The organism is Streptomyces sp. NPDC041135 (genome assembly GCF_055592085.1).
In genome coordinates this window covers 223,046-245,214 of sequence record NZ_JBVIYZ010000010.1, presented here as the reverse complement: position 1 = coordinate 245,214, position 22,169 = coordinate 223,046, and the positions used below count along the sequence as shown (strand labels likewise).

Below are 22,169 nucleotides of genomic sequence, written 5' to 3'. Positions count from 1 at the left end.
GTCATGCGATCAGTAAAGCAGACGTACGGTCCTGACAGGACGCCGCTGTCCGGATACTGGACAGCGGCGGACAGGGTCAGCCCCGGGCGGAGAGTTCGACGCCGCCCGCGGTGACCAGTGCGGACAGGGCCGACAGGTCCGGCACCACCAGGTCGGCGACCAGCTCGTGGGCCGGGTGGGTTGTGGCCAAGGCCACGGTGGTCATACCGGCCGCGCGGCCCGCCGCGAGTCCGGCCGGGGCGTCCTCGAAGACCACGCAGCGGGCCGGGTCGGCGCCGAGCTGCCGGGCGGCGAGCAGGTAGGGCTCGGGGTCGGGCTTGCCGCAGGTGATGTCGTCGGCGGATATCAGCGTCTTGGGCCGGATGCCGACCGCCTCCAGCCGGGCCTCGGCGAGCCGCCGGGTGGCGGAGGTGACGACGGCCCAGCGGTCCGCGGGCAGCGCGTCGAGCAGCTCCCGCGTCCCGGGCAGCAGCCGTACGCCGCCGTCCGGCACGTCCTCCACCTCCAACTGCTCGACCCGCGCGACGGCTTGCGCGACCAGGTGCGCGGGCAGCAGGTCGGCGACGATGTCCACGGCCGGGCGCCCGTGCAGCTCGACCCGCCGGAACTGCTCGGCCGTGATGCCGTACTCCCGCGCCCAGCGCGTCCAGCAGCGCTCCACGGAGTCGAGGGAGGAGACGAGGGTGCCGTCGTTGTCGAAGAGGAGGGCCTGCGCGTGGATCGTCATGGTCCAGACCTTACGGCGTTCGGCGGGGGCGGCCGCATCCGGCCTTTTCCGCCGTAATAAGGTCACGGCATGCTCACTGCCCTGACCCTGGTGACCGGGGTCGCCGCGCTGCTGCTCGCCGCCTGGTGCGGCTGGGCCGCCTACCGGGACCAGCCGACCAAGGACTGGCACTTCACCGGAATGGCCGTGGTCTCGCTGCTGGCGCTGGCGCAGCTGGCGATCGGGATCGTGCAGCTGGCGCGGGGCGAGAAGCCCGAGCAGGGCACGACGATCTTCGTGGCGTATCTGCTGGGCGCGTTCGCGTGCGTGCCGGCGGCGGGACTGATGTCGCTGGCCGAGCGGACGCGCTGGGGTTCGGTGACGGTGGCCGCGGGCGGTGCGGTGCTGGCGGTGCTCGAAGTGCGGCTCTACGACATCTGGGGAGGCTGAGGTGACGGCGGCGCAGGACAAGCCGACCCGGTTGATCAGCGGACCGGGCATGCTCCTCGTCTGGTTCTACGGCGTGATGGTGGTCGGCGCGGTGTCGCGCTCCGCCTACCAGATCGCGACCGGCTTCGACCGGGCACCGCTGGCGTACTCGCTGTCCGCGGTCGCCGGGGTGGTGTACGGGTTCATCACCTACACCCTGGTGCGCGGCGGGGAGACCGCCCGCAGGGCGGCGCTGGTGTGCTGCGCCGCCGAGCTGGTGGGCGTGCTGGTCGTGGGGACGTGGACCGTGGTCGAGCCCTCGGCGTTCCCGGACGCGACCGTGTGGTCGGACTACGGGATGGGGTACGTCTTCATCCCGGTGCTGCTGCCGCTGTCGGCGCTGTACTGGCTGCGCCGGGCGCGGACCGTCACGCGGTAGTGGCGTAGGCGCCGGCCGGCTTCTCCAGAATGATCATCGGTACGCCGTCCGTGCCCTCGGACGTGCCCACCGTCTCGTAGCCGACGCGGCGGTACAGCCGCAGGTTGCCCTCGCTGCGGTGGCCGGTGAAGAGGCGGAACCTGGTGGCGCCGCGCTCGCCTTCCAGCGCCGCCTCGGCCGCGCGCAGCAGCCGGGCGCCGATGCCGTGGCCCTGGAGACGGGGGTGGACGCAGAGCTTGCCGATGGCGGCGGCGCCGTCCGCGGTGACGCTGCCGCGCACCGAGCCGACCACTTCCTCACCGAGCCGGGCGACGAACACGCAGTCGCCGGCGACCTCCTGGCGCACCGACTCCAGGCTCTGGACCAGCGGGTCGATGCGGTAGTTGCCGTACAGCGCCGCCTCGCTCTGGAAGCACAGGTACTGAAGCTTGAAGATCTCCTCGGCATCCCGCTCGGTCGCCACCGAGATGGTCACGCTCATGCCCATGTGCGCACGCCTCCCGCTCACCTGATCGCCTGTCGTCCCCCACTCCTATCCCCGCGCCTGGCGCGCCGCAACCTCCGGCGGGAGCAATCGACGCAGACATCCCAGGCATCTGGAACGTTCCGGGCCGAGACTGCCCTGTGAGATACCCAACTCCCCCGCGATCTCGCGGTAGGTGAGGTCCTTCGGGGAGAGCAGCGCCTCCATCAGCCGGGGGCAGCGGCCGGGCAGCCGGCGCACCGCCTCCCGCAGTGCCCGGTGCCGGGCGGCGGTGAGGACGAGCTGTTCGGGCCCGGGCCCGGTGTCGTCGGCGGGCTCGGCGGCGTAGGGCCGCTCGATCCTGGTCGTCCGGCGGCCGCGGCGCGCCTCGGCGCGCACGGCCCGGCGCAGCCAGCCCTCGGGGTCGCGGGGCGGTCCGGCGCTCTCCAGGCGCTCCAGCAGCCTGACCCAGACCGCCTGCTCCAGGTCACCCGCCTCACCGCCCGAGGCATGGGCCTCCGCGGAGGCCTCGGCGGTGAGCAGGGGGCGCAGGGCGGTCACCAGATCGTGGGTCACATGCGAAACGACGTGCCGCCCCGGACGCGGGTTCCGGGGCGGCGGCCGGTCACCCCGAACGGGGTGCCGCGGGACTCGGGTGTTGACGCGGTGGCTCAGCCGCCGAGGAAGTCGGCGCGGGCGAGCACGCCGGTGTCGGCGTTGTCGGTGAAGACGCCGTCGATCCCGGTCGCGAAGTACGTCCGGAAGGCGCCGAAGACGTCGCCGTAGCCGTCCGCCGCGCCGCCCTTGCGGAACTCCGCGGGCAGGAAGGGGTTCTCGTTGCGCATGGTGTAGGGGTGCAGGATCAGGCCCACCTTGTGGGCGTCGGCGACCAGGGTGGTCGGCTCGGCCAGGGTGTTGTCGGCGTTCCGGGGGATGACGAGGTCCAGCGTGGGACCGATGCCCTGCGCGTAGCCCGCGATCTCCCTGAGGCCCTTCGGCGTGATCAGGTCGGCGACCGTGCGCGGGTCGCCCGCGTCGACGAAGTCGAAGGGCCGGCTGCCGGCCGACGACAGCAGCACGACCAGCGGGTTGTCCACCAGCCGGTTCAGCCGCTGGATGCTGGTGGGCTCGAAGGACTGCAGGACGACCGGCGCGTTCCGGCCGTCCTTGCCGTGCCGTCGCAGCAGCTTGGCGACCCGCTCCTCCAGGGGCAGGCCGAGCTTGCGGAAGTAGGTGGGGTGCTTGGTCTCGGGGTAGATCCACACCTGCTTGCCGCGCCTGCGGGTCTGCTCGTCCTGCCACGCCAGGACCTCTTCGAAGGTGGGGATCTGCCAGTGGCCGTCGTAGAGGCTGTTGTGCGGCCGGTTGGCCGGGATGCGCTCCACCGCCCGCAGGGTCTTCAGCTCGGCGAGCGTGAAGTCCTCGGTGAACCAGCCGGTGGTCGCGACCCCGTCGAGGACCTTGGTGGTCCTGCGGTCGGCGAACTCCGGATGCGCGGCCACGTCGGTGGTGCCGCCGATCTCCGGTTCGTGCCGGCAGACCAGGTGCCCATCCCGGGTGGGCACCAGGTCACCCGCCTCGACGATGTCGGCGCCGAGGTCGAGGGCCAGCTGGTAGGACCCGAAGGTGTGCTCGGGGCGGTAGCCGCTCGCGCCGCGGTGCCCGATGATCGTCGGCACCGGCAGCCCCTTCAGGCCCCGGCCCGGGCGTGGCGCCGGCCGCTTCCCGGTGGCCGCGGCGGTGCCGGGCAGTCCGAGGACCGCTCCGCCCGCGCCGAGCGCGGCCGCGCCCAGCAGCGCCCGCCGTCCCGTCGTCCGCTGCCGCCCGTCCGCATCGTGGGTGTCCATCAGCGCCTCCCGCCGTCCGCCCCGCGTCGTGTGTGCCGGCGTGCCGCCTCGGGCCGCCGGTGCGGGCCGATCGTAGGGGCGCGGTCATGACGGGCGGGAGGCCCCGGCCGGAACACCCGGGTGACGGCACATGTCCGTCCGGCGGCGGGAGGTGACGGTCCGTCGGCATCGCCGGACGCGGCCCGGGTACCCGCAGGGCGTGGCCGCGGCGGCCCCGGTGAGGCCTTCCGGGCGATGTCCGTCACACCGCCGCCGGGGCGCCGGACGCGCGCTCCGGCACGCCACCGCAGGTAAACCAGCGTCAACAGTGCGTAAGACCTCGGTGAACCGGCGATTGTCGATGTGCGCTCGCCCCGGAGCCGCGAGTAATGTCCTCACCTGCACAGAAACATATCGACCCTCGGCATCGGAGGACCCGTTGTCCCGCTTCGCGCTCATCAAGGCAGTGCTCGGACCGATCATGCGCCTGATGTTCCGCCCACAGGTGGAGGGTGCGGAGAACATCCCCGGGGACGGCCCCGTCATCCTGGCCGGGAACCACCTCACGTTCATCGACTCGATCGTGCTGCCCGTCGTGACCAAGCGGCAGGTGTGCTTCATCGGCAAGGACGAGTACGTCACCGGCAAGGGCCTCAAGGGCCGGCTGATGGCGTGGTTCTTCACCGGCGTCGGCATGATCCCGGTGGACCGGGACGGCGCCAACGGCGGCGTGGCCGCGCTGATGACCGGCCGGCGCATCCTCGAGGAGGGCAAGGTCTTCGGCATCTACCCCGAGGGCACGCGCTCGCCCGACGGCCGGCTGTACCGGGGGCGCACCGGCATCGCCCGGCTGACGCTGATGACCGGGGCGCCTGTGGTGCCGTTCGCGATGATCGGCACGGACAAGCTCCAGCCGGGCGGCCGCGGCTTCCCGCGGCCCGGCCGGGTCACCGTCCGCTTCGGCGAGCCCATGGAGTTCTCCCGGTACGAGGGCATGGACCGGGACCGCTACGTGCTGCGGGCCGTGACCGACTCGGTGATGACCGAGGTCATGCTGCTGTCCGGGCAGGAGTACGTGGACGTGTACGCCACCAAGGCGAAGGCCGCCTGAGTCCTGACGGCCGGCCGGGGTGCCCGCCCCGGCCTCCCGGAGGGCGCCGGAATCATTCCGCGCTCTCCAGCTCCTGCCCCTTGAGCAGGAACCACGCGGCCGCCGCCGCGGCCAGCAGCACCGCCGCCCCGGCGCCCGAGGCCAGGTGCAGGCCGTGCACGAAGGACCCGCGGGCGGCGTCGAGCAGATCCTGCGCGGTGTGTCCGGGCATGGCGCGCGACGCCTGCACGGCCGCGCCCAGTGACTCGTGGGCGGCGGCCGGGGTTCCGGCCGGGCCGGCGAAGCCGCGGTAGACCCCGGTGACGATGGAGCCCAGCAGGGCGATGCCCAGGGCCGCGCCCAGTTCGTACGCCGTCTCCGAGACCGCGGAGGCGGCGCCGGCCTGCTCCTTGGGCACGCTGGAGAGGATCACGTCGGCGGTCACCGTGAAGGAGAAGCCGGCACCGACGCCGACGACCAGCAGCGCGGCGCCCAGCAGCGGATAGCCGGTCGACCGGTCGAGGCTGGTGAGCACGGCCAGCGCCAGGCCGACGGCCGCCAGACCGCCGGAGACCACCGCCCGCACCGAGAACCGCCGGGCCGCGCGGCCCGCGACGAGACCGGCCGCCACCGCGCCGATCGCGGCGGGCAGTTCGGCCAGACCCGCCTCGAACGGGTGCCTGCCCTGGACGAGTTGCAGGTACTGCGAGAGGAAGAACACCAGCCCGGACAGGCCGAGAACGGTCAGCAGGTCGGCGAGGACGGCCGCGCTGAAGCCGCGCGCCCGGAACAGGCGCATGTCCAGCAGCGGGACCGGCATCATCAGCTGGCGGCGCACGAACCCGCAGAGGGCGGCCACGCCCAGCAGGCCCACCGCGAGCGACCGCGGACCCGGGCCGTGGCCGGCCGCCTCCTTGACCGCGTAGACGACGCCGATCATGCCGGCCAGCGACAGCAGCACGCTGGTCAGGTCCCAGGGGCCCGGGCTGGGGTTGCGGGACTCCGGCAGCACCCGGACGCCGACGACGACCAGGACCGCCATCACCGGCAGGTTGATCAGGAAGACCGAGCCCCACCAGAAGTGCTCCAGCAGGAACCCGCCCGTCACCGGGCCGACCGCGGTACCCGCGGAGGCGGCGGCGCCCCAGACGCCGACGGCGAGGCTGCGTTCGCGCGGGTCGTGGAAGAGGTTGCGGATCAGGGCCAGGGTGGCGGGCATCAGGGTGGCGCCCGCGACGCCGAGCAGCGCCCGCGCCAGGATCATCAGCTCCGGTGTGCCGGCGTAGGCGTTGAGGACGGAGATCGCGCCGAACGCCGTGGCACCGCACAGCAGGATGCGCTTGCGTCCGATGCGGTCGCCGAGGCTGCCCATGGAGACCAGCAGTCCGGCGATGACGAAGGAGTAGACGTCGCCGATCCACAGCAGCTGGGTGCCGGTCGGCTTCAGGTCCTCGCTGATGTAGGGGGTGGCCAGGCCGAGGACGGTCGCGTCCACGGCCACGAGCAGCACGGCGAGCACGAGGACGCAGAGCGCGAGCCAGCGGCCCGGGCGCTTGCCCGCCTCGCGCGTCACGAGCGCCGGCTGCAGGGTGCTGGTCATGGTTCCTCTCTTCTCAGGGCGCCGCCGAGCAACAGCTCGACGATCATGTGGGTGAAGTCCTTGGGGGCGACCCGGCCCTCGCTGACCGCCCAGGCGGCCGAGGCCAGCAGGCCGTACAGCGCCTCGGTGAGCCAGGCGGGGGTGAGGTCGATGCGGAACTCGCCGCTGTGCTGGCCGCGCCGGAACAGGTCCGCGATGCGCTCGTCGATCCGGGTCCAGCCCTGGTTCTGCTGCTCGCCCTCGAACAGCTGGTTCTCGGTGTAGAGGAAGGCGAGCAGACCGGCGGCGGGCTCGATCGCGCGCACCAGCCGGTGCACGGCCTCGCACGCCGGGCCCTCGTCGAGGCGGGCCGCGTCCAGTGCCGCCTCGCACTCCGCGATGCCGAGCGCCTCCAGCGCCCGTACGAGCGCGTCGCGCCCGGCGAAGTGGCGGTGCAGCGTGGCCCGGCTGATCCCGGCGGCTTTGGCCACCTCGTCCATCGTGGCGGTGGACTTGCGGGTCAGCAGGGCGGCCGCGCTGCGCAGCACGTGGTCACGATCCAGAGCCATGAGACAAGGATAGCCCATGTGAGACATTTTTGTCTCACTACGGGCATGCATGGCTCAGACACGCGCGGCGGGCGTGCGTCGACCCGGGCGGCGGCCGGGGGCGGGGGGCCGGTCAGTGCCAGGGAAGCTGTGCGCGCCGCTCCCAGTAGGCGCGCGGGTCCTCGGCGAGCGTGCCGAGCCGGGCGAGCTGGTCGTCGTCGAGGTCGGCCACGGCGGCGTGCAGGTTGGAGCCGAGCTGGGCGACGGTCGCCGCGCCGGAGAGCACGACGCCCGCCCAGGGCCGGCGCAGGACGACGCCGAGGGCGACGGCGTCGCAGCCGAGGCCGGTCTCCTCGGCCACCGCGCGCAGGGCGCCGGGGGCGTGCGCGCCGGCGAGCCGGCCGTTGGCCACGCCCTCCTTGACGATCACCGTCAGCCCGGCCGCGTGGGCCTCGGCGAGCGCGGGACCGGCCGAGGTCTCCAGGAGGTTGTACGTCGACTGGACGGTACGGAAGAGGGGCGCGCCGTCGGCCGTCACGGCGAGGGCGGCGCGGATCGCGTCGGCCTGGGCCGGGCCGCTGGTGGAGAAGCCCACGGTCAGCCCGGAGGCGGCGGCCTCGGCGAGCCGGGCGTGCAGGTCCTTGTCGGTGAGGGCGGGGCTGTCCGGGGTCACCGAGTGGATCTGGTAGAGGTCGAGCCGGTCGCCGAGGAGCGCGTCGGTCTCGGCGCGCTGGCGTTCGTACGCGGCCAGACTGTGGTCCTTGACCTCGTGCCGCTCGGCGTCGGTGGTCCAGCCGGCGGTGTAGGTGTAGCCCCACTTGCTGCCGACGACCACGTCGCCGACGTCCGGGCGGGCCGTCAGCCACTCGGCGAGGAACTCCTCGGCGCGGCCGTAGGAGCGGGCGGTGTCGACGTAGCGCACGCCCTGGGCGTAGGCGGCGTCGAGCAGCTCGTGCGTGCGGGTGCGCAGCGCCTCGACGCTGCGCTCCGCCGGGAGGTCCGCGTCGCGGCCCAGGGTGAGGTAGCCGGGGCGGCCGACGGCGGCCAGGCCGAGGCCCAGGTGGCAGGTGGGGGTGGTGGCTGCGGCCAGGCGGGCGAAGGGCATCGCGGGCTCCGTTCGGTCGGCTCCGTGCTGCTGCCGACAACCTAGGGCCTGTCGTTCGGATCAGGTCGGCGACGCGAGGCGTGGCACGCACATCCGCCGAACGACAGACCCGGACCCGCGACCCCCCGTCCGCTACTTCTTGGCGTCCGCCCAGGTGTGCTGTGCCGCCACGTCCGCCTTGATCTCGGCGAGCTGGACGGCGACCGCGCTGGGAGCGGTGCCGCCGCGGCCGTCGCGGGAGGCGAGGGCGCCGGGGACGTTGAGGACGGTGCGCACCTCGGGGGTGAGGTGGGCGGAGATCTTCGCGAACTGCTCGTCCGTGAGGCCGTCCAGCTCCTTGCCCTCGGCCTCGGCGACCTTGACGCACTCCCCCGCGACCTCGTGCGCGACCCGGAACGGCACGCCCTGCCGGACCAGCCACTCGGCGATGTCGGTGGCCAGGGAGAAGCCGGCCGGGGCCAGTTCCTCCATGCGCTCGCGGTGGACGGTGAGGGTGGCGACCATGCCGGTGAAGGCGGGCAGCAGCACCTCCAGCTGGTCGCAGGAGTCGAAGACCGGCTCCTTGTCCTCCTGGAGGTCGCGGTTGTAGGCGAGCGGCAGAGCCTTCAGCGTGGCCAGCAGGCCGGTGAGGTTGCCGATCAGCCGGCCCGACTTGCCGCGCGCCAGCTCGGCGATGTCCGGGTTCTTCTTCTGCGGCATGATCGACGAACCCGTGGAGAACGCGTCGTGCAGGGTGACGAAGGAGAACTCCTTCGTGTTCCAGATGATGATCTCCTCGGCGATCCGGGAGAGGTTGACCCCGATCATCGCCGTGATGAAGGCGAACTCGGCGACGAAGTCGCGGGAGGCCGTGCCGTCGATGGAGTTGGCCACGCTGCCGTGCTCGAAGCCGAGGTCCTTCGCCACCGCCTCCGGGTCCAGGCCGAGGGAGGAGCCCGCCAGGGCACCGGAGCCGTACGGCGACACGGCCGTGCGCTCGTCCCACTGGCGCAGCCGCTCGGCGTCCCGGGACAGGGACTGCACGTGGGCGAGGACGTGGTGGGCGAAGAGCACGGGCTGGGCGTGCTGGAGGTGGGTGCGACCGGGCATGGCCACGTCCGGGTGGTCCTCGGCGAGGCCGATCAGCGCGTCCTGGAGGTCGGCGATCAGGCCGCCGATGATCCGGGCGTGGTCGCGCAGGTACATCCGGAAGAGGGTGGCGACCTGGTCGTTGCGGGAGCGGCCGGCCCGCAGCTTGCCGCCGAGGTCGGGGCCGAGGCGTTCGAGCAGGCCGCGCTCCAGGGCGGTGTGCACGTCCTCGTCGGCTACGGTGCCGACGAAGTCGCCGGCGGCCACGTCGGCCTCCAGCCGGTCGAGCCCGTCGAGCATGCGCGTCAGCTCGTCGCCGGTGAGGAGCCCGGCCGTGCGCAGCACGCGCGCGTGGGCGCGGGAGCCGGCGATGTCGTAGGGCGCGAGCCGCCAGTCGAAGTGGACGGACGCGGACAGCTTCGCCAGGGCCTCGGCGGGACCGTCGGCGAAGCGGCCGCCCCAGAGCCGTACGTCACCGCTGTTGCTGCTCACTTGCGTGCTCCTCGGGGGTTACGGGTGTGGCGCCGCCTCCCCGCTCGGGCAGGAGCGGGGAGGCGGGCGGGTGTCAGGCCGGTGCGGGTCGAGGTGTCGCTCGGACCGTGCGGCGCCCTACGCGAGGTCGCGCTTGGCGGCGATCTTCGACGACAGGCTGTAGATGTCGATGAAGCCCTTGGCGGCGGCCTGGTCGAAGGTGTCGCCGGTGTCGTAGGTGGCGAGGTTGAAGTCGTACAGCGACGACTGCGAGCGCCGGCCGGTGACGACCGCGCGGCCGCCGTGCAGGGTCATCCGGATGTCGCCGGACACGTGCTGGCTGGCCTCGTCGATGAAGCCGTCCAGGGCGCGCTTGAGCGGGGAGAACCACTGGCCGTCGTAGACCAGCTCGCCCCAGCGCTGCTCGACCTGCCGCTTGTAGCGGGCCAGTTCGCGCTCGACGGTGACGTTCTCCAGCTCCTGGTGGGCGGTGATCAGCGCGATCGCGCCCGGGGCCTCGTACACCTCGCGGGACTTGATGCCGACGAGCCGGTCCTCGACCATGTCGATCCGGCCGATGCCCTGGGCGCCGGCGCGCTCGTTGAGCTGCTGGATCGCCTGAAGGACGGTGACGGGCTTGCCGTCGAGGGCGACCGGGACGCCCGCCTGGAAGGTGACGACCACCTCGTCGGCCTCGCGGGGCGTGGCCGGGTTGGAGGTGTACTCGTAGATGTCCTCGATGGGGGCGTTCCAGATGTCCTCCAGGAAGCCCGTCTCGACCGCGCGCCCGAAGACGTTCTGGTCGATGGAGTACGGGGACTTCTTGGTGGTGGCGATCGGCAGCTGCTTGTCCTCGCAGAAGGCGATCGCCTTGTCCCGGGTCATCGCGTAGTCCCGGACCGGGGCGATGCACTTCAGGTCGGGGGCGAGGGCGACGATGCCGGCCTCGAAGCGGACCTGGTCGTTGCCCTTGCCGGTGCAGCCGTGGGCGACCGTGGTGGCGCCGTGCTTCTGGGCGGCGGCGACGAGGTGCTTGACGATGGTCGGCCGGGAGAGGGCGGAGACCAGCGGGTAGCGGTCCATGTAGAGGGCGTTGGCCTTGATCGCCGGGAGGCAGTACTCCTCGGCGAACTCGTCCTTGGCGTCCGCGACCTCGGCCTCGACGGCACCGCACGCGAGGGCGCGCTTGCGGATGACGTCCAGGTCCTCGCCACCCTGGCCGACGTCGACCGCAACGGCGATGACCTCGGCGCCCGTCTCCTCGGCGATCCAGCCGATGGCGACGGAGGTGTCCAGACCGCCTGAGTAGGCGAGTACGACGCGCTCGGTCACGGGTTTCTCCTCACAGTGCAATGGCTGACATGCATGAGTATGCAGAACTCCGCATGATTCGTCAATCCGCCACGGGGTGCGCCATCGGGTCAACGAGGGAAACCGCTTTCCGGTGGCTGCCCCCGGCCGGGGAGACTTGGCAATTCCTTAGACAGCCGAAAGGAATCCGCCGACAATCGTTGGCATGGGAAAGAACTATGAGCGCATCGACGGCAGGCTCCGCGGGTTCATCGAGGAGCAGCCCCTCTTCTTCACCGCGACCGCTCCCCTCTCCGGCGACGGCACGGTGAACCTCTCCCCCAAGGGCCTCAAGGGCTCCTTCGCGGTGCTCGACGAACACACCGTGGCCTACCTCGACTTCGCCGGTTCCCACGCGGAGACGATCGCCCACCTGCGCGAGAACGGCCGGATCACCCTGATGTGGTGCGCCTTCCAGGGCCCGCCCACCATCGTGCGCGTGCACGGCCGGGGCGAGCCGGTCTTCCGCGACGACCCGCGCTTCCCCGACCTGCTCGCGCATTTCCCCGACGCCGACCCCGACCCGCACGGGCTGCGCGCGGTGATCGTCGTCCACGCCGAGCTGGTGCGCGACAGCTGCGGGTACGGCGTGCCGTTCATGGCGTACGAGGAGGACCGCGAGCTGCACGCCAGGCGCTTCGCGCGCGAGGACGACGCCTCGCTGAGCGCCTACTTCGCGAAGAAGGAGCACATCGCGACCAGCATGGACGGCCTGCCCGGCCTCCCGCTGCCGCTGCCCCCGTCACCGGTCCGTCCCGCAGGCGGCGGCGGAGAAGCCGTCCGGGCCGGGCGGGAGGACGCGAGGGAGGACGCGGACGGGCCGACAGCGCTCACCCGGTCCTGACATCATGTCACCCTGCGGGGAGGGGACATGGAACGAGTGCGCAGGGCCCTGCTGGTCGGAGTCGGGCGGGCGCCCGCCACCGCGGGGCTGCCGGAGCCGCTGGCCGAGGCCGTCGAGGCCGATCTGCGGCTGATGAGGTCGGTCCTGGACGGGGCCGGGTACGAGGTGGAGGTCCTGCACGACGCCGGCCTCAGCCGCATCCGCGCCAAGCTCTACGAGGTCGCCTCGGACGTCCCGGCCGGCGGCACCCTGCTGCTGTACTTCAGCGGCCACGGCATCCGGGTGGGTGGCACCGACTACCTGGTCCCCGCCGACGCCAGCCCGCCCCGCGACGGCGCCTGGCGGGAGCCGTACGTGGACTCCCTGCTGCCGGCGGGCATCAGCCCGCTGCTGAAGGACTGCGCGGCCGGCACGGTGCTCTGGCTGATCGACGCCTGCCGCACCGACCTCGGCGACGACACGGTGGGCTTCGGCAACGCCATCGACAACGGCCCGCCCCAGGGCGGCTTCGCCGTCCTCACCGCCTGCTCCGCCGGCCAGCGCAGCGGTTTCACCGCCGAGGGCAGCTTCTTCACCCGGGGACTCGCCGACGCGCTCGGGCCGCTGACCCCGGCGCGGACCGTCGAGGAGGTCTTCGAGCTGGCGCGGGCCCGGACGGCCGCCGCCGCCGTCCGGCACCGGCTGGACCAGACCGCCCGCATCCGCTTCGGCACCAACGCCGAGGCCGAGACACGGCAGACGGAGATCTGCGAGGGCCGGCCGCTGCTGGAGACCTGGCTCAGGGCGGTGCGGGAGACCCCGCTGTGGGAACGCGTCCGCGCCGAGGACCGGCCCGCGCTGCCCCGGGTCCAGGAGTGCGTGGGTGACTTCGTGGAGAACTGCGCCCGCACGCTCCACCTCGCCCAGGCACGGCTGCCCCGCCCCGACCCCTGGTCCGACGAGACGTTCCCCGCCCGCCTGGTCGCCACGCTGCTGCCCCAGCTGACGCCCGCCCGGGCGGCGCTGTCCGCGGCGGAGGTGGCGTTCCTGGTCACGGCGCCGTTCCTGCGGGAGGCCGCCTGGGCCGACCGGCTGAGCCAGGCCGTCGAGATCGACCCGTACCACGGGGAGCGCCGGCCCGGCGCCGGCGCCCACCGCAGGCACTTCGAGCAGATCAGCGACCAGCACGCGCGCATCGCCCGCAAGGCGGCCCAGTGCCGCGCCCGCGGGCGGGTGGAGGACGAGACCGCGGTCACCATGTGGCTGGTGCACCGCTGGATCGCCGACCGGCTCGACACCGACGACGAGACGATGCCCCCGGGGCCCGCCCGGTCCCTGGCCGCGGCGCTGGGCGTGACGCCGGACCGGGTGCACGAGGTGGCGGAGCTGCTGTGCGCGGCGGCCTCGGGCATCGCCCATGACGAACTGCCCGACGGTCTGTCCGGGCGTCTGCCGGGCAAGGTGGTGCTGCCCGGCGGCCCGCAGCCGCTGCGGATACGCCCGCTGACCGCGCTGCTGCGGCTCGCGGCCGTGCTGGCGGTGGACGTGCGGACGTTCCCCGAGGTGGTGGCGGAGCACCTGGCCGTGACCGACCCGGTGCTGCCCGAGCACGTGGTGGCCATCGCGCACGGCTTGCGCTGGGAGCGGGAGGACACCTCGCTGCACCTGGACGCGCCCTGCCCGCACCAGGCGGTGCACGCCGCGCTGACCGAGACAGCCGACGAGGCCGACCAGCTGGCCGCCCGCATCCTGGACCTGGCCGGGGAGCTGCGCGGCCCGGAGAGCGAGCTGCTGGCGGCCGTGCCCGCCCGCGTCACCGACCGCGACCTGCGCCCCGCCCGCACCGGCGGCCAGGAGCCGTACGAGGTGCCGCTGCTGCGGTTCCACCTCGCCCAGTCCGAGGTGCGCGAACTGCTCATGGGCGAGCAGCTGTACGGCGGCGACCCGAGCCTGGCGCTGCGCGAGCTGTACCAGAACGCCATGGACGCCTGCCGGTACCGCGCGATGCGCTGGCGGTACCTGGAGAGCAGCGGCGCCCGCCCCGCCGACTGGCGCGGACGGATCACGTTCACCCAGGGCGAGGACGAGCGCGGGCGGTTCGTCGAGTGCCGGGACAACGGCGTCGGCATGAACGCGGAGCTGCTCACCCACACCTTCACCCGGGCCGGCAGCCGCTTCGAGAGCTCCAGGGCGTTCCGCCGGGAGCAGTCGCGCTGGCTGCGGCACGACCGTTCGCTGCGGCTCTACCCCAACAGCCGCTTCGGCATCGGTGTGTTCAGCTACTTCATGCTCGCCGACGAGATGACCATCGTGACCCGGCACGTCAGTCCCGACGGCATCCCCGCCGAGCACGCCCTGCGCGTCGACATCCCCAGCAGCGGCAGCCTCTTCCGCATCCAGCGGCACACCGGCCCCGAGGACGCCCTCGCGGAGGGCGGCACCCGGGTACGGCTCTATCTGCGGGAGGGGCCCGCGACCGCGGACCTTTCGTGCACGCGGGTGCTGCGCGAGCTGGTGCGGGTCAGCGAGTTCGACCTGGAGGCGGTGGACGCCGGGAAGGCCCGCCACACCTGGCGGCCGGGGGTGCTCCAGCCGGAGGCCGGAACGAGTGCCTCCGAGGCGGTGCCGGGCGTGCTGTGGTGGGTCGCCGGCGAGGGGGCCCTGCTGTGCGACGGCATCGTGACCGACCAGAAGCCCTTCGGCTACGTGCTGGACCTGACGGGGCCGCACGCGGGCCGGCTCAGCGTCAGCCGCACCGAACTCCAGGACTTCGACCGCGGCTGGGCCGAGGAGCAGTGGCGCGCGGGCGCCGCGGTACTGGCCCGGTGGCCGCAGTTGACGCGCGGCTGGCTGGCGCAGCTCGAACAGCAGAGCCTGCGCGTGGCCGAGGTGCTGGACCAGGAGTGGCGCGGCAGGGGTGTCACCGTGGCGATGAACGACGGTGATCGGCTGCCCCTGGACGAGGTGGGCTGGTTCCACTCCGACGAGAAGAGCCACGGCCCCTACTCAAGCGGCGACTTCGCCGCTCACATCAGGTCGTGGCGGGACGCGGTCCTCGGGATGCCCCGGCGCAACTCGGCGCCGCCCCGCAGTCTCGCCGGCCATCCGGTGCCGGCGCCCGGGGACGCGGACATCGCGCTCAAGGCGCCGGCGACGTGGCGCGCGGTCCTCACCTACGCGGCCGACCGGAGGATGACCGTGGCGGACGTCCTGCGCCGCATGCGCAGACTCCGCATCACCCACCCCGTCTTCTCGCCGCCGCCCACCCGTACCGGCGGGCTGTCGTGGGTTCCCGACCCGTTCGACGCGCTCGTGACGCGCACGCTGAGTGACGAGTCCGCGTCCGGCCGGTCGAGATCGTCGCGCATCGCCATGGACGGTGACCGCGTGGACGAACTGGCCGGCCTGGTCCTGGCCTCGCAGGAACTGGCCGTCCCGCTGGGGCGGCTGGTGGATTCACTGCGCCGCTGCGAACCGCTGCACTCGCTGACGGTTCCCACGCCTCCCGAGCACCATGGCGGCCATGTCTGCACGGCCGTGGAGGTCGAGACCCTCTTCACCGACACGACGTTCTCCCGCCGGCTGCGCCGCCTGTCCGGGCCGTACGACATCCGTGCGCTCTGCCGTCGTACCGGCATCCCCCTGACCGACGTGCTCGCCCGGCTGGCGGAGTTCGGCTGGCTGGGCTGGCAGGCACCCCCCGCGGCCGAGGTGACGCCCTGGCTGGAGCTGGACGAGGAGACCGGCGAGATCGTCGACCGCTTCACCTCGGCCGGGCCGGACGGGCGCCGGCGACTGGACTGGGCCGCCACCGTCTACGCCGCGGGCCTGTGGCAGGTGCCCGTCGCCGAAGCGGAACACCGGCTCGCCGAGGTCGCGTCGGCCCTGGGGCTGCTCCACGAACCGCGGTACACCAACGGCACTCTGGACGGGATGGTCGTGCCCTCCCCCGTGACCTGCGACCTCCTGATCTACCTGGTCCATGAGTTCGAGTTCCGCCTGGAGGACGGGCTCGATCTGGAAGACCTCTACTTCATGAGCGACGACACTCTGGACGACACCGAACTGGCGGAGCTGCGGGCCCTGGGCGTCAGTGCGCCCGCCGACCAGCGCCTGTGCACCGCATGGCCGACGCTGGGACTGCGCACCCGCTACGTCCTCTCCGGCCGGGACGCCGCCACGGACGAGGGAGACTTCCCCGCCGGGCGTCTCACCGCCGCGGTCCTGGTCAACGCCGCCATGCACCTTCAGGAACCGCTGGACGAGGTCTGGGACCTCGCCGTGCGGCACGCCGCTCTGTTCGGCCTGACGGGGCCGCCGTTGCCGGCCACTCTCGCCCGTCGCCGGCCCTCCACGGAACTCTGCGACGCGCTGTGCTCCTACGAGATGCGCCACAGCGACATGGGCACCCCCCGCTGGACCCGGCTCACCCCCGTCGCCCTGGCCCGTTACGCCCGCAGGCTCGCCCTCGCCCCCGCCGACGCCTACGCACAGCTGGCCGAGTACCGGGCGCTCGGCGCCGACGTCCCGGAGCTGGACGCGGCGCAGCTCGCCGCGCTGCCCGCCGAGGTGCCCGACGAATGGGACGTCGTCGCACTGTCCGCCTCGCACCGGCTGACCGGCGAGGACTCCCCCTACACCCCGCTGGACCTGGTCGGCATCGCCGCCCGCCTCGGTGAGCCGGTCTCCGACACGGTGGCCCGGATCGGGCCGTACCTGCCCCTGTTCCCGGCCCCCGGCGAGCTGCCCGTGCCCCCGGCGACGGACACCGTCCCCTGCTGGCAGGACCTCACCCTGCTCAGCCGGTACGTCGACGGCCGCCTGCCCGCGCTGGAGGGGGCGGTGGCGGCCCGGCACGTCGCGCTCGCCGCCGAGGCCACCGGCGAGAGCGAGGAGTTCGTCCGCGACCGGCTGCGGCTGTACGCCCCGATGTTCCACCTGACGGTCCCCGACCCCGAGAGCGAGGCCCCCGCGCATGAGTGAACCGCCCGCCCCCGGCCACGACTTCGACGTCCGCTACGCGGAGACGGACGTGGGCCGGACGGCCGCCCCGTTCGTCCGGCGGCCCTCCGCCGACGGCCACGGCATCGTGGTCGAGGGCGCCTGCCCGCGCTGCCACGGCAGGACGGTCACGGAGTACCGGTACGGGGCGCCCGGCACCGGGACGAAGGGGCTGCGGAGCTGGTTCGCCGGCAAGCACCCCGAACCGGACGCCGCGGCCGACGCCGGTGCCCTGGCCCGGGAGGTGCACTTCTGCGAGTGCGGGCACCCGCATCCCGAGCTGCCGCCGGACGCGCCCTTCACCGGTTGCGGCGCCAGCTGGCGCATCGCCGCGCCGGGCCCGGGCGGGGCGGCGTGAGCGCGCAGTCCGACCGGCGCTGGGCGGCGCTGGCCCGCGACCTGGAGTTCTCCCAGCTCGCGGAGTTGCGGAAACAGGCGGAGGGCTGGCGTACCGGGCTGACCGGGCTCACCGCGCTGCTGGCGGTGCTGGTCACGCTGAAGGGCCGCGACGACCTCTCCCAGCTGCCGTCCGGGGCGCGGCACACGGCCACGGCGCTGCTCGGCGCCGCCTTCCTGCTGCTGGTGGCCGGCTCGGTGCTCGCGGTGCGCGCCTCCCACGGCCGCCCCGGGAGCCGGGTGCTGCTGGCCGGGCAGGCCCTGCGGGAGTGGACCCGGACCGAGACGGAGCGGGTGACGGGGGCCCTGCGGGGCGCGGCCGTGTGCTGTGTGAGCGGGGTCGTCCTGGTGAGCGGCGCGGTCGTGGTCGCCTGGACGGCCACCGCGGCACCGCCCGGCCACCTGGTGCGGGTGACGACGACGAGCGGCGGGCTGTGCGGGGAGTTCCTGGGCGCCGGCCCGGACGGTGTGGTGCTCGAGCCGGAGGGCGGGCGGCGGATGGTGCTGCCGGTGCGGACGGTGGCGTCCGTGGTGCCGGTCGCCGAGTGCGCGGCCGGCTGACGCTCCCCCCACCGCTGCGCCGAGGGCGCCGGAGAGCCGGTCACAGGTCCCCGTCCCGGCCCTCCCCGAGCGGCAGCCGCACCGAGAACGTCGTCGCGCCCGGCCGGCTCGCCAGCTCCACGCCGCCCCCGTGAGCCTCCGCGACCGCCGCCACGATCGACAGCCCGAGTCCGGCTCCGCCGCCGGAGGCGCCCGGGCGGCGGCGGTGGTCGGCCCGGGTGAAGCGCTCGAAGACACGGGGCTGGACGTCCCGCGGGACGCCGGGGCCGTCGTCGTGGACGCGGAGGGTCGCGGCCGTGGCGTCCGTCTCCAGGGACACGGTCACCTCGGTGCCGGCGGGGGTGTGCAGGCGGGCGTTGGCCAGCAGGTTGGCCAGGACCTGGTGGAGGCGGTGGGCGTCGCCGGTCACCGTCACCGGCTCCTCGGGCAGCTCCAGCGTCCAGCGGTGTGCGCGGCCCGCGGCCCGGGCGTCCGTGACGGCGTCCAGGACCAGGTGGGTGAGGTCGACCGGCCGGCTCTCCAGCGGACGGCCGGCGTCCAGCCGGGCCAGCAGCAGCATCTCGTCGACCATCTCGCCCATGCGCGCGGACTCGGCGGCGATCCGGTCCAGGGCCCGGGTCACCTCCGGCGGCACCGGACCCGGGTGCAGCAGGGCCAGTTCCGCGTGGCCGCGGACCGAGGCGACCGGGGTGCGCAGCTCGTGGCTGGCGTCGGCGGCGAAGGCGCGCAGCCGCTCCTCGCCGGCGTGCCGTTCGGCCAGGGCGTCCTCGATGTGGCCGAGCATGCGGTTGAAGGCGGCGGCGACCTGGCCCACCTCGCCGCGCGGGTCGGTCTGGGGCGCCCGGGGCGGCAGGGTCACCCGGCCGCTGGCGAGCGGGAGTTCGCTGACCCGGGTGGCCGTCGCGGCGACCCGGCTGAGCGGGCGCAGCGACCAGCGCACCCAGAGGGCTCCGGTGATGCCGGCGGCCGCCAGGGCGAGGCCGAGGACGACGGCGGCGACCAGTTCGAGGCGTTGCACGGCGGCCCGTACGGGTTCCATGGGCAGCCCGGTGACCAGCACGTCGCCGTCCCTGCCCGGCCAGGCGGCGAGCCGGTAGTCGCCGAGGCCGGACAGGCACACGGTGCGGCCGGCGCCGTTCGCCGGGAGGGCGGCCAGGGCGGCGCGGTCGGCGGCGGTCAGGGAGACGTCGAGGTCGGGGTCGGCGCCGCTGGGGACGACGGCCGCGTGGGTGACGGTGCCGTGCAGCAGGCGGGCGCCGAACGTCTCGGCGGCCTGGCGGCGGGTGTCGCCGTGCTCGTCGCCGTCGTGGTCGGACCGTTCCACCCGGCCGTGCTCCAGGCTCTGCGCGAAGGCGGGCCCGGTCTGCCGCAGCTGCTGGTCGAGCCGGCGGGTGAGGAAGCCGTTCAGCTCGACGACGGCGGCCGCGCCGACCGCGGCGCAGCTGACAGCGAGCAGGACCACCAGGCCCGCGATGAGCCGGCCGCGCAGGGTGTGCGGGACGCGCGGGCGCAGCGGTCGCAGCAGCCCGCGCAGCCGGGCGGGCACGGTCACCGGGTCACCGGCTTCAGCACGTAGCCCGACCCGCGCACCGTGTGGATCATGGGTTCGCGGCCCGCGTCGACCTTCTTGCGCAGGTAGGAGATGTACAGCTCGACGACGTGGGCGCGGCCGCCGAAGTCGTAGGACCACACGCGGTCGAGGATCTGCGCCTTGCTGAGCACCCGGCGCGGGTTGCGCATGAGGAAGCGCAGCAGTTCGAACTCGGTCGGGGACAGCTCGATCAGTTCGCCGGCCCGGGTGACCTCGCGGGCCTCCTCGTCCATGACGAGGTCGCCCACGGTGAGCCGGGGCCCCTCGTCCGGCCGGCGGGCCATGCCGGCGCGGCGCAGCAGGCCGCGCAGCCGGGCGACGACCTCCTCCAGGCTGAAGGGCTTGGTGACGTAGTCGTCACCGCCCGCGGTGAGGCCGGCGATGCGGTCCTCGACGGCGTCCCGGGCGGTGAGGAAGAGCACGCACACGTCGGGCTTCACCTCGTGCAGGCGGCGCAGCACGGCGAAGCCGTCGGTGTCGGGGAGCATCACGTCGAGGACCACGGCGTCGGGCAGCAGCTCACGGGCGGTGGCGACCGCGGCGGCCCCGTCGCCGGCCGCGCGCACCTGCCAGCCTTCGTAGCGCAGGGCGCCGGTGAGCACCTCGGCGAGGTCGGGGTCGTCGTCGACGACCAGGACGCGCAGCGGGGTGCCGTCGGGTCGGGTGAGGGCCGGTCGGCCGGAACGGGTGGTGTTCATCGCGTCCACCAGCATCTCCCCCGGCGGCGGGCCGGAGGTACCCGGGCCCCTCTGAGTTCCCTGTGAGTGCGCCGGGAACGGGCCCGCTCAGAGGTCGCTCAGAGGTTCACCGCGCACAGTGGACCGGCCGGACGGAGCGAGCCGGACGGAGAGAGGACGGACACATGACGACCGTGCAGGAACGGCGGGCGGCGCCACCGGTGACCCCCCTCGCGCGGCGCTCCGCCGCGGGGCCGGTGCTGGCCGTGCTGTGGGCCGGGGCGGCGGCCGTGGTGGCACTGTGGTGGTCGGACACGGCCTCCGTGGTCGGCGCGGCGGGCTGGCTGACCGGCGCCGGGCGGATCGCCGGGCTGCTGTGCGGCTACGCGTGCGCGGTGCTGGTGGGGCTGATGGCGCGGGTGCCGCTGCTGGAGGTCCGCATCGGCTCCGACCGGGTGGCCCGCTGGCACGCCATGGCCGGCCGGTACACCGTCTGCCTGCTGGTGGCGCACATCGGGCTGACGCTCGCCGGGTACGCCGCCCAGGACCGGGCCTCGCTGTGGCACGAGACGGTCACCGTCGTCCTGGACTACCCGGACATGCTGCTCGCCACGGCCGGCACGCTCGCCCTGTTCGCGGTGGGCATCACCTCGGCCCGGGCCGTGCGCCGGCGCACCAGCCACGAGTTCTGGTTCTCCGTCCATCTGCTCACCTACGCGGCCGTCTTCCTCGCCTTCTTCCACCAGGTGGCCCTCGGCAACGAATTCACCGGCGACGCGGTCGCCACCGGCGCCTGGTACGCGCTGTACCTCGGCGTGGCCGCCCTGGTGCTGTGGTTCCGCGTGCTCACCCCGGTACGGCTGAACCTGCGGCACCGGCTGCGGGTGGAGTCCGTACACAAGGAGGCGCCGGGGGTGTGGTCGGTGGTCGTGCGGGGGCAGCGGCTGGACGAACTGGGCGCGCGGGCGGGGCAGTTCTTCCGCTGGCGGTTCCTCAGCGAGGGCATGGGCTGGACGTCGACGCCGTACTCGCTGTCGGCGCCGCCGCGCCCGGACCGGCTGCGGATCACGGTCAAGGCGCTCGGCGACCACAGCGCGGCCGTACCGCTGCTGCGCCCGGGCACCCGGGTGTGGGCGGAGGGCCCGTACGGCGCGCTGACCGCGGACCGGGCGGCCGCGCGGCGCACGCTGCTGATCGCGGCCGGGGTCGGCGTCACCCCGCTGCGGGCGCTGTTCGAGACGCTGCCCGGAGAGGTCTCCCTGCTGTACCGGGCCCGCGGCGCCGAGGACCTGGCCCTGGGCGGCGAGCTGGAGGCGATCGCGCGGTGGCGCGGGGGGCAGGTGCGGTACGCGCTCAACGGGCCGCAGGGTCAGCGCCCGGACCTCGGCGCCCGGGCGCTGCTGGCCGCCTTCCCCGAGCTGGCCGGATACGACGTCTACCTCTGCGGTCCGCACGGCTTCGCCCGGGACGTGTACACCGCGCTGCGGGCGGCCGGGGTCCCGGACCGCCGCATCCACCACGAGTCGTTCGAACTGTGAGGCGGCACACGTGCACGCGTTGAACAGGAACCGCCCGCTGCGGCGGATCGTACTGGCCGGTGCGGCCACCGTCTCCGGGATGGTGCTGCTGCTGTCGCTGAAGCCGCACACCGCGCCCGGCATTCCCGTGAGCGCGGCCGCGCCCGCCCCCTCGGCCGGCGCGAGCGCCCCGGCCGGCAGCGGCGGCTCCACCGCCTCCGGCTCGGGCGGCACGCCGTCGCCGGGGACGCGGACCGTCACCGGCAGCACGGCCCAGACCCGCTGGGGCCCGGTCCAGGTGCGGATCACCGTCTCGGGCGGCAGGCTCACCGACGTGACCGCGCTCACCTACCCGACGGAGAACCCGCGCGACCAGGAGATCAACAGGTACGCCGTCCCCCAGTTGCGGCGGGAGGCGCTGGACGCGCAGAGCGCGCAGATCGACACGGTGTCGGGGGCGACGTACACGAGCGACGGTTACCGGCAGTCACTCCAGTCCGCGCTGGACTCGGCGGGTCTCTGAAGACTC

The 22,169-nt window shown here is 74.0% G+C and carries 19 protein-coding genes and 1 pseudogene; 9 read left to right on the top strand and 11 right to left on the bottom strand.

The window, feature by feature from the left end; translation table 11 throughout:
* Positions 1–76: 76 nt before the first annotated feature.
* On the bottom strand, positions 77–727 hold the full coding sequence (locus ACZ6CZ_RS23850) for an HAD-IA family hydrolase (RefSeq protein WP_469024564.1): 651 nt from the start codon (positions 725–727) through the stop codon (positions 77–79).
* Between the two features lie 69 nt (positions 728–796).
* Here ACZ6CZ_RS23850 and ACZ6CZ_RS23845 point away from each other — a divergent pair, with 69 nt between their 5' ends.
* Together ACZ6CZ_RS23845 and ACZ6CZ_RS23840 are read left to right on the top strand one after the other, a co-directional pair.
* Positions 797–1,156 carry a hypothetical protein gene (locus ACZ6CZ_RS23845; protein WP_469024562.1) on the top strand — a complete coding sequence of 120 codons (360 nt, stop codon included), beginning with the start codon at positions 797–799 and terminating at the stop codon, positions 1,154–1,156.
* Position 1,157: 1 nt separating this feature from the next.
* The gene (locus ACZ6CZ_RS23840; RefSeq protein ID WP_469024559.1) at positions 1,158–1,574 is read left to right on the top strand and encodes a hypothetical protein; all 417 of its coding nucleotides are present in this window, start codon (positions 1,158–1,160) and stop codon (positions 1,572–1,574) included.
* Here ACZ6CZ_RS23840 and ACZ6CZ_RS23835 read toward each other — a convergent pair.
* The 3 genes from ACZ6CZ_RS23835 to ACZ6CZ_RS23825 all read right to left on the bottom strand — a co-directional run bounded on the left by ACZ6CZ_RS23835 (position 1,564) and on the right by ACZ6CZ_RS23825 (position 3,884).
* Positions 1,564–2,061, bottom strand: coding sequence for a GNAT family N-acetyltransferase (locus ACZ6CZ_RS23835; RefSeq protein ID WP_469024556.1), 498 nt, complete (start codon positions 2,059–2,061; stop codon positions 1,564–1,566). The genes ACZ6CZ_RS23840 and ACZ6CZ_RS23835 overlap by 11 nt on opposite strands.
* A gap of 45 nt (positions 2,062–2,106) precedes the next feature.
* On the bottom strand, positions 2,107–2,613 hold the full coding sequence (locus ACZ6CZ_RS23830) for a sigma-70 family RNA polymerase sigma factor (protein ID WP_469024554.1): 507 nt from the start codon (positions 2,611–2,613) through the stop codon (positions 2,107–2,109).
* Positions 2,614–2,708: 95 nt separating this feature from the next.
* The gene (locus ACZ6CZ_RS23825; RefSeq protein WP_469024550.1) at positions 2,709–3,884 is read right to left on the bottom strand and encodes a glycerophosphodiester phosphodiesterase; all 1,176 of its coding nucleotides are present in this window, start codon (positions 3,882–3,884) and stop codon (positions 2,709–2,711) included.
* Between the two features lie 460 nt (positions 3,885–4,344).
* On the opposite strand from ACZ6CZ_RS23825, the gene ACZ6CZ_RS23820 reads away from it, so the two are divergent.
* Positions 4,345–4,974 carry a lysophospholipid acyltransferase family protein gene (locus ACZ6CZ_RS23820; protein WP_469024674.1) on the top strand — a complete coding sequence of 210 codons (630 nt, stop codon included), beginning with the start codon at positions 4,345–4,347 and terminating at the stop codon, positions 4,972–4,974.
* Between the two features lie 52 nt (positions 4,975–5,026).
* On the opposite strand, the gene ACZ6CZ_RS23815 is transcribed toward ACZ6CZ_RS23820, so the two are convergent.
* The 5 genes from ACZ6CZ_RS23815 to ACZ6CZ_RS23795 all read right to left on the bottom strand — a co-directional run bounded on the left by ACZ6CZ_RS23815 (position 5,027) and on the right by ACZ6CZ_RS23795 (position 11,056).
* The gene (locus ACZ6CZ_RS23815) at positions 5,027–6,553 is read right to left on the bottom strand and encodes an MFS transporter (protein WP_469024547.1); all 1,527 of its coding nucleotides are present in this window, start codon (positions 6,551–6,553) and stop codon (positions 5,027–5,029) included.
* Positions 6,550–7,101, bottom strand: coding sequence for a TetR/AcrR family transcriptional regulator (locus ACZ6CZ_RS23810; RefSeq protein WP_469024545.1), 552 nt, complete (start codon positions 7,099–7,101; stop codon positions 6,550–6,552). The genes ACZ6CZ_RS23815 and ACZ6CZ_RS23810 overlap by 4 nt, the downstream gene beginning before the upstream one ends.
* A gap of 112 nt (positions 7,102–7,213) precedes the next feature.
* Positions 7,214–8,185: an aldo/keto reductase gene (locus ACZ6CZ_RS23805; protein ID WP_469024543.1), complete on the bottom strand. Its 972-nt coding sequence runs from the start codon at positions 8,183–8,185 to the stop codon at positions 7,214–7,216.
* 132 nt (positions 8,186–8,317) lie between these two features.
* Positions 8,318–9,745, bottom strand: a complete 1,428-nt coding sequence (gene argH, locus ACZ6CZ_RS23800) for an argininosuccinate lyase (protein WP_469024540.1) — start codon at positions 9,743–9,745, stop codon at positions 8,318–8,320.
* A gap of 117 nt (positions 9,746–9,862) precedes the next feature.
* On the bottom strand, positions 9,863–11,056 hold the full coding sequence (locus tag ACZ6CZ_RS23795; RefSeq protein ID WP_469024537.1) for an argininosuccinate synthase: 1,194 nt from the start codon (positions 11,054–11,056) through the stop codon (positions 9,863–9,865).
* Positions 11,057–11,240: 184 nt separating this feature from the next.
* Here ACZ6CZ_RS23795 and ACZ6CZ_RS23790 point away from each other — a divergent pair.
* The 4 genes and pseudogenes from ACZ6CZ_RS23790 to ACZ6CZ_RS23775 form a co-directional block, all read left to right on the top strand.
* Positions 11,241–11,825 (top strand): annotated as a pseudogene (locus tag ACZ6CZ_RS23790) (pyridoxamine 5'-phosphate oxidase family protein); the annotation flags it as partial.
* A gap of 120 nt (positions 11,826–11,945) precedes the next feature.
* Entirely contained in the window at positions 11,946–16,880 is a 4,935-nt protein-coding gene (locus tag ACZ6CZ_RS23785) for an HD domain-containing protein (RefSeq protein WP_469024535.1), read from the top strand.
* Positions 16,873–17,256, top strand: a complete 384-nt coding sequence (locus tag ACZ6CZ_RS23780; RefSeq protein ID WP_469024533.1) for a hypothetical protein — start codon at positions 16,873–16,875, stop codon at positions 17,254–17,256. Before ACZ6CZ_RS23785 ends, ACZ6CZ_RS23780 begins: the two co-directional genes overlap by 8 nt.
* Positions 17,253–17,855, top strand: a complete 603-nt coding sequence (locus ACZ6CZ_RS23775) for a hypothetical protein (RefSeq protein WP_469024531.1) — start codon at positions 17,253–17,255, stop codon at positions 17,853–17,855. Before ACZ6CZ_RS23780 ends, ACZ6CZ_RS23775 begins: the two co-directional genes overlap by 4 nt.
* A 40-nt stretch (positions 17,856–17,895) precedes the next feature.
* Here ACZ6CZ_RS23775 and ACZ6CZ_RS23770 read toward each other — a convergent pair whose 3' ends face one another.
* Both ACZ6CZ_RS23770 and ACZ6CZ_RS23765 read right to left on the bottom strand, forming a co-directional pair.
* Positions 17,896–19,407 (bottom strand): sensor histidine kinase, encoded by a 1,512-nt coding sequence (locus tag ACZ6CZ_RS23770; protein ID WP_469024529.1) that lies wholly within the window; start codon positions 19,405–19,407, stop codon positions 17,896–17,898.
* Positions 19,404–20,144 carry a response regulator transcription factor gene (locus tag ACZ6CZ_RS23765; protein ID WP_469024671.1) on the bottom strand — a complete coding sequence of 247 codons (741 nt, stop codon included), beginning with the start codon at positions 20,142–20,144 and terminating at the stop codon, positions 19,404–19,406. The genes ACZ6CZ_RS23770 and ACZ6CZ_RS23765 overlap by 4 nt, the downstream gene beginning before the upstream one ends.
* Before the next feature lie 164 nt (positions 20,145–20,308).
* Between ACZ6CZ_RS23765 and ACZ6CZ_RS23760 the strand changes: the two genes are divergently transcribed.
* Positions 20,309–21,661, top strand: a complete 1,353-nt coding sequence (locus tag ACZ6CZ_RS23760; RefSeq protein WP_469024527.1) for a ferredoxin reductase family protein — start codon at positions 20,309–20,311, stop codon at positions 21,659–21,661.
* A 10-nt stretch (positions 21,662–21,671) separates the two neighbouring features.
* The gene (locus ACZ6CZ_RS23755) at positions 21,672–22,163 is read left to right on the top strand and encodes an FMN-binding protein (RefSeq protein ID WP_469024525.1); all 492 of its coding nucleotides are present in this window, start codon (positions 21,672–21,674) and stop codon (positions 22,161–22,163) included.
* Positions 22,164–22,169 lie beyond the last annotated feature (6 nt).

Bases quoted from the DNA above. Each gene is read 5' to 3' on its own strand.
- ACZ6CZ_RS23850 (WP_469024564.1), bottom strand. From the start codon at position 727: ATGACGATCCACGCGCAGGCCCTCCTCTTCGACAACGACGGCACCCTC.
- ACZ6CZ_RS23845 (WP_469024562.1), top strand. From the start codon at position 797: ATGCTCACTGCCCTGACCCTGGTGACCGGGGTCGCCGCGCTGCTGCTC.
- ACZ6CZ_RS23835 (WP_469024556.1), bottom strand. From the start codon at position 2,061: ATGGGCATGAGCGTGACCATCTCGGTGGCGACCGAGCGGGATGCCGAG.
- ACZ6CZ_RS23825 (WP_469024550.1), bottom strand. From the start codon at position 3,884: ATGGACACCCACGATGCGGACGGGCGGCAGCGGACGACGGGACGGCGG.
- ACZ6CZ_RS23820 (WP_469024674.1), top strand. From the start codon at position 4,345: ATGCGCCTGATGTTCCGCCCACAGGTGGAGGGTGCGGAGAACATCCCC.
- ACZ6CZ_RS23815 (WP_469024547.1), bottom strand. From the start codon at position 6,553: ATGACCAGCACCCTGCAGCCGGCGCTCGTGACGCGCGAGGCGGGCAAG.
- ACZ6CZ_RS23810 (WP_469024545.1), bottom strand. From the start codon at position 7,101: ATGGCTCTGGATCGTGACCACGTGCTGCGCAGCGCGGCCGCCCTGCTG.
- ACZ6CZ_RS23805 (WP_469024543.1), bottom strand. From the start codon at position 8,185: ATGCCCTTCGCCCGCCTGGCCGCAGCCACCACCCCCACCTGCCACCTG.
- ACZ6CZ_RS23785 (WP_469024535.1), top strand. From the start codon at position 11,946: ATGGAACGAGTGCGCAGGGCCCTGCTGGTCGGAGTCGGGCGGGCGCCC.
- ACZ6CZ_RS23780 (WP_469024533.1), top strand. From the start codon at position 16,873: ATGAGTGAACCGCCCGCCCCCGGCCACGACTTCGACGTCCGCTACGCG.
- ACZ6CZ_RS23765 (WP_469024671.1), bottom strand. From the start codon at position 20,144: ATGAACACCACCCGTTCCGGCCGACCGGCCCTCACCCGACCCGACGGC.
- ACZ6CZ_RS23760 (WP_469024527.1), top strand. From the start codon at position 20,309: ATGACGACCGTGCAGGAACGGCGGGCGGCGCCACCGGTGACCCCCCTC.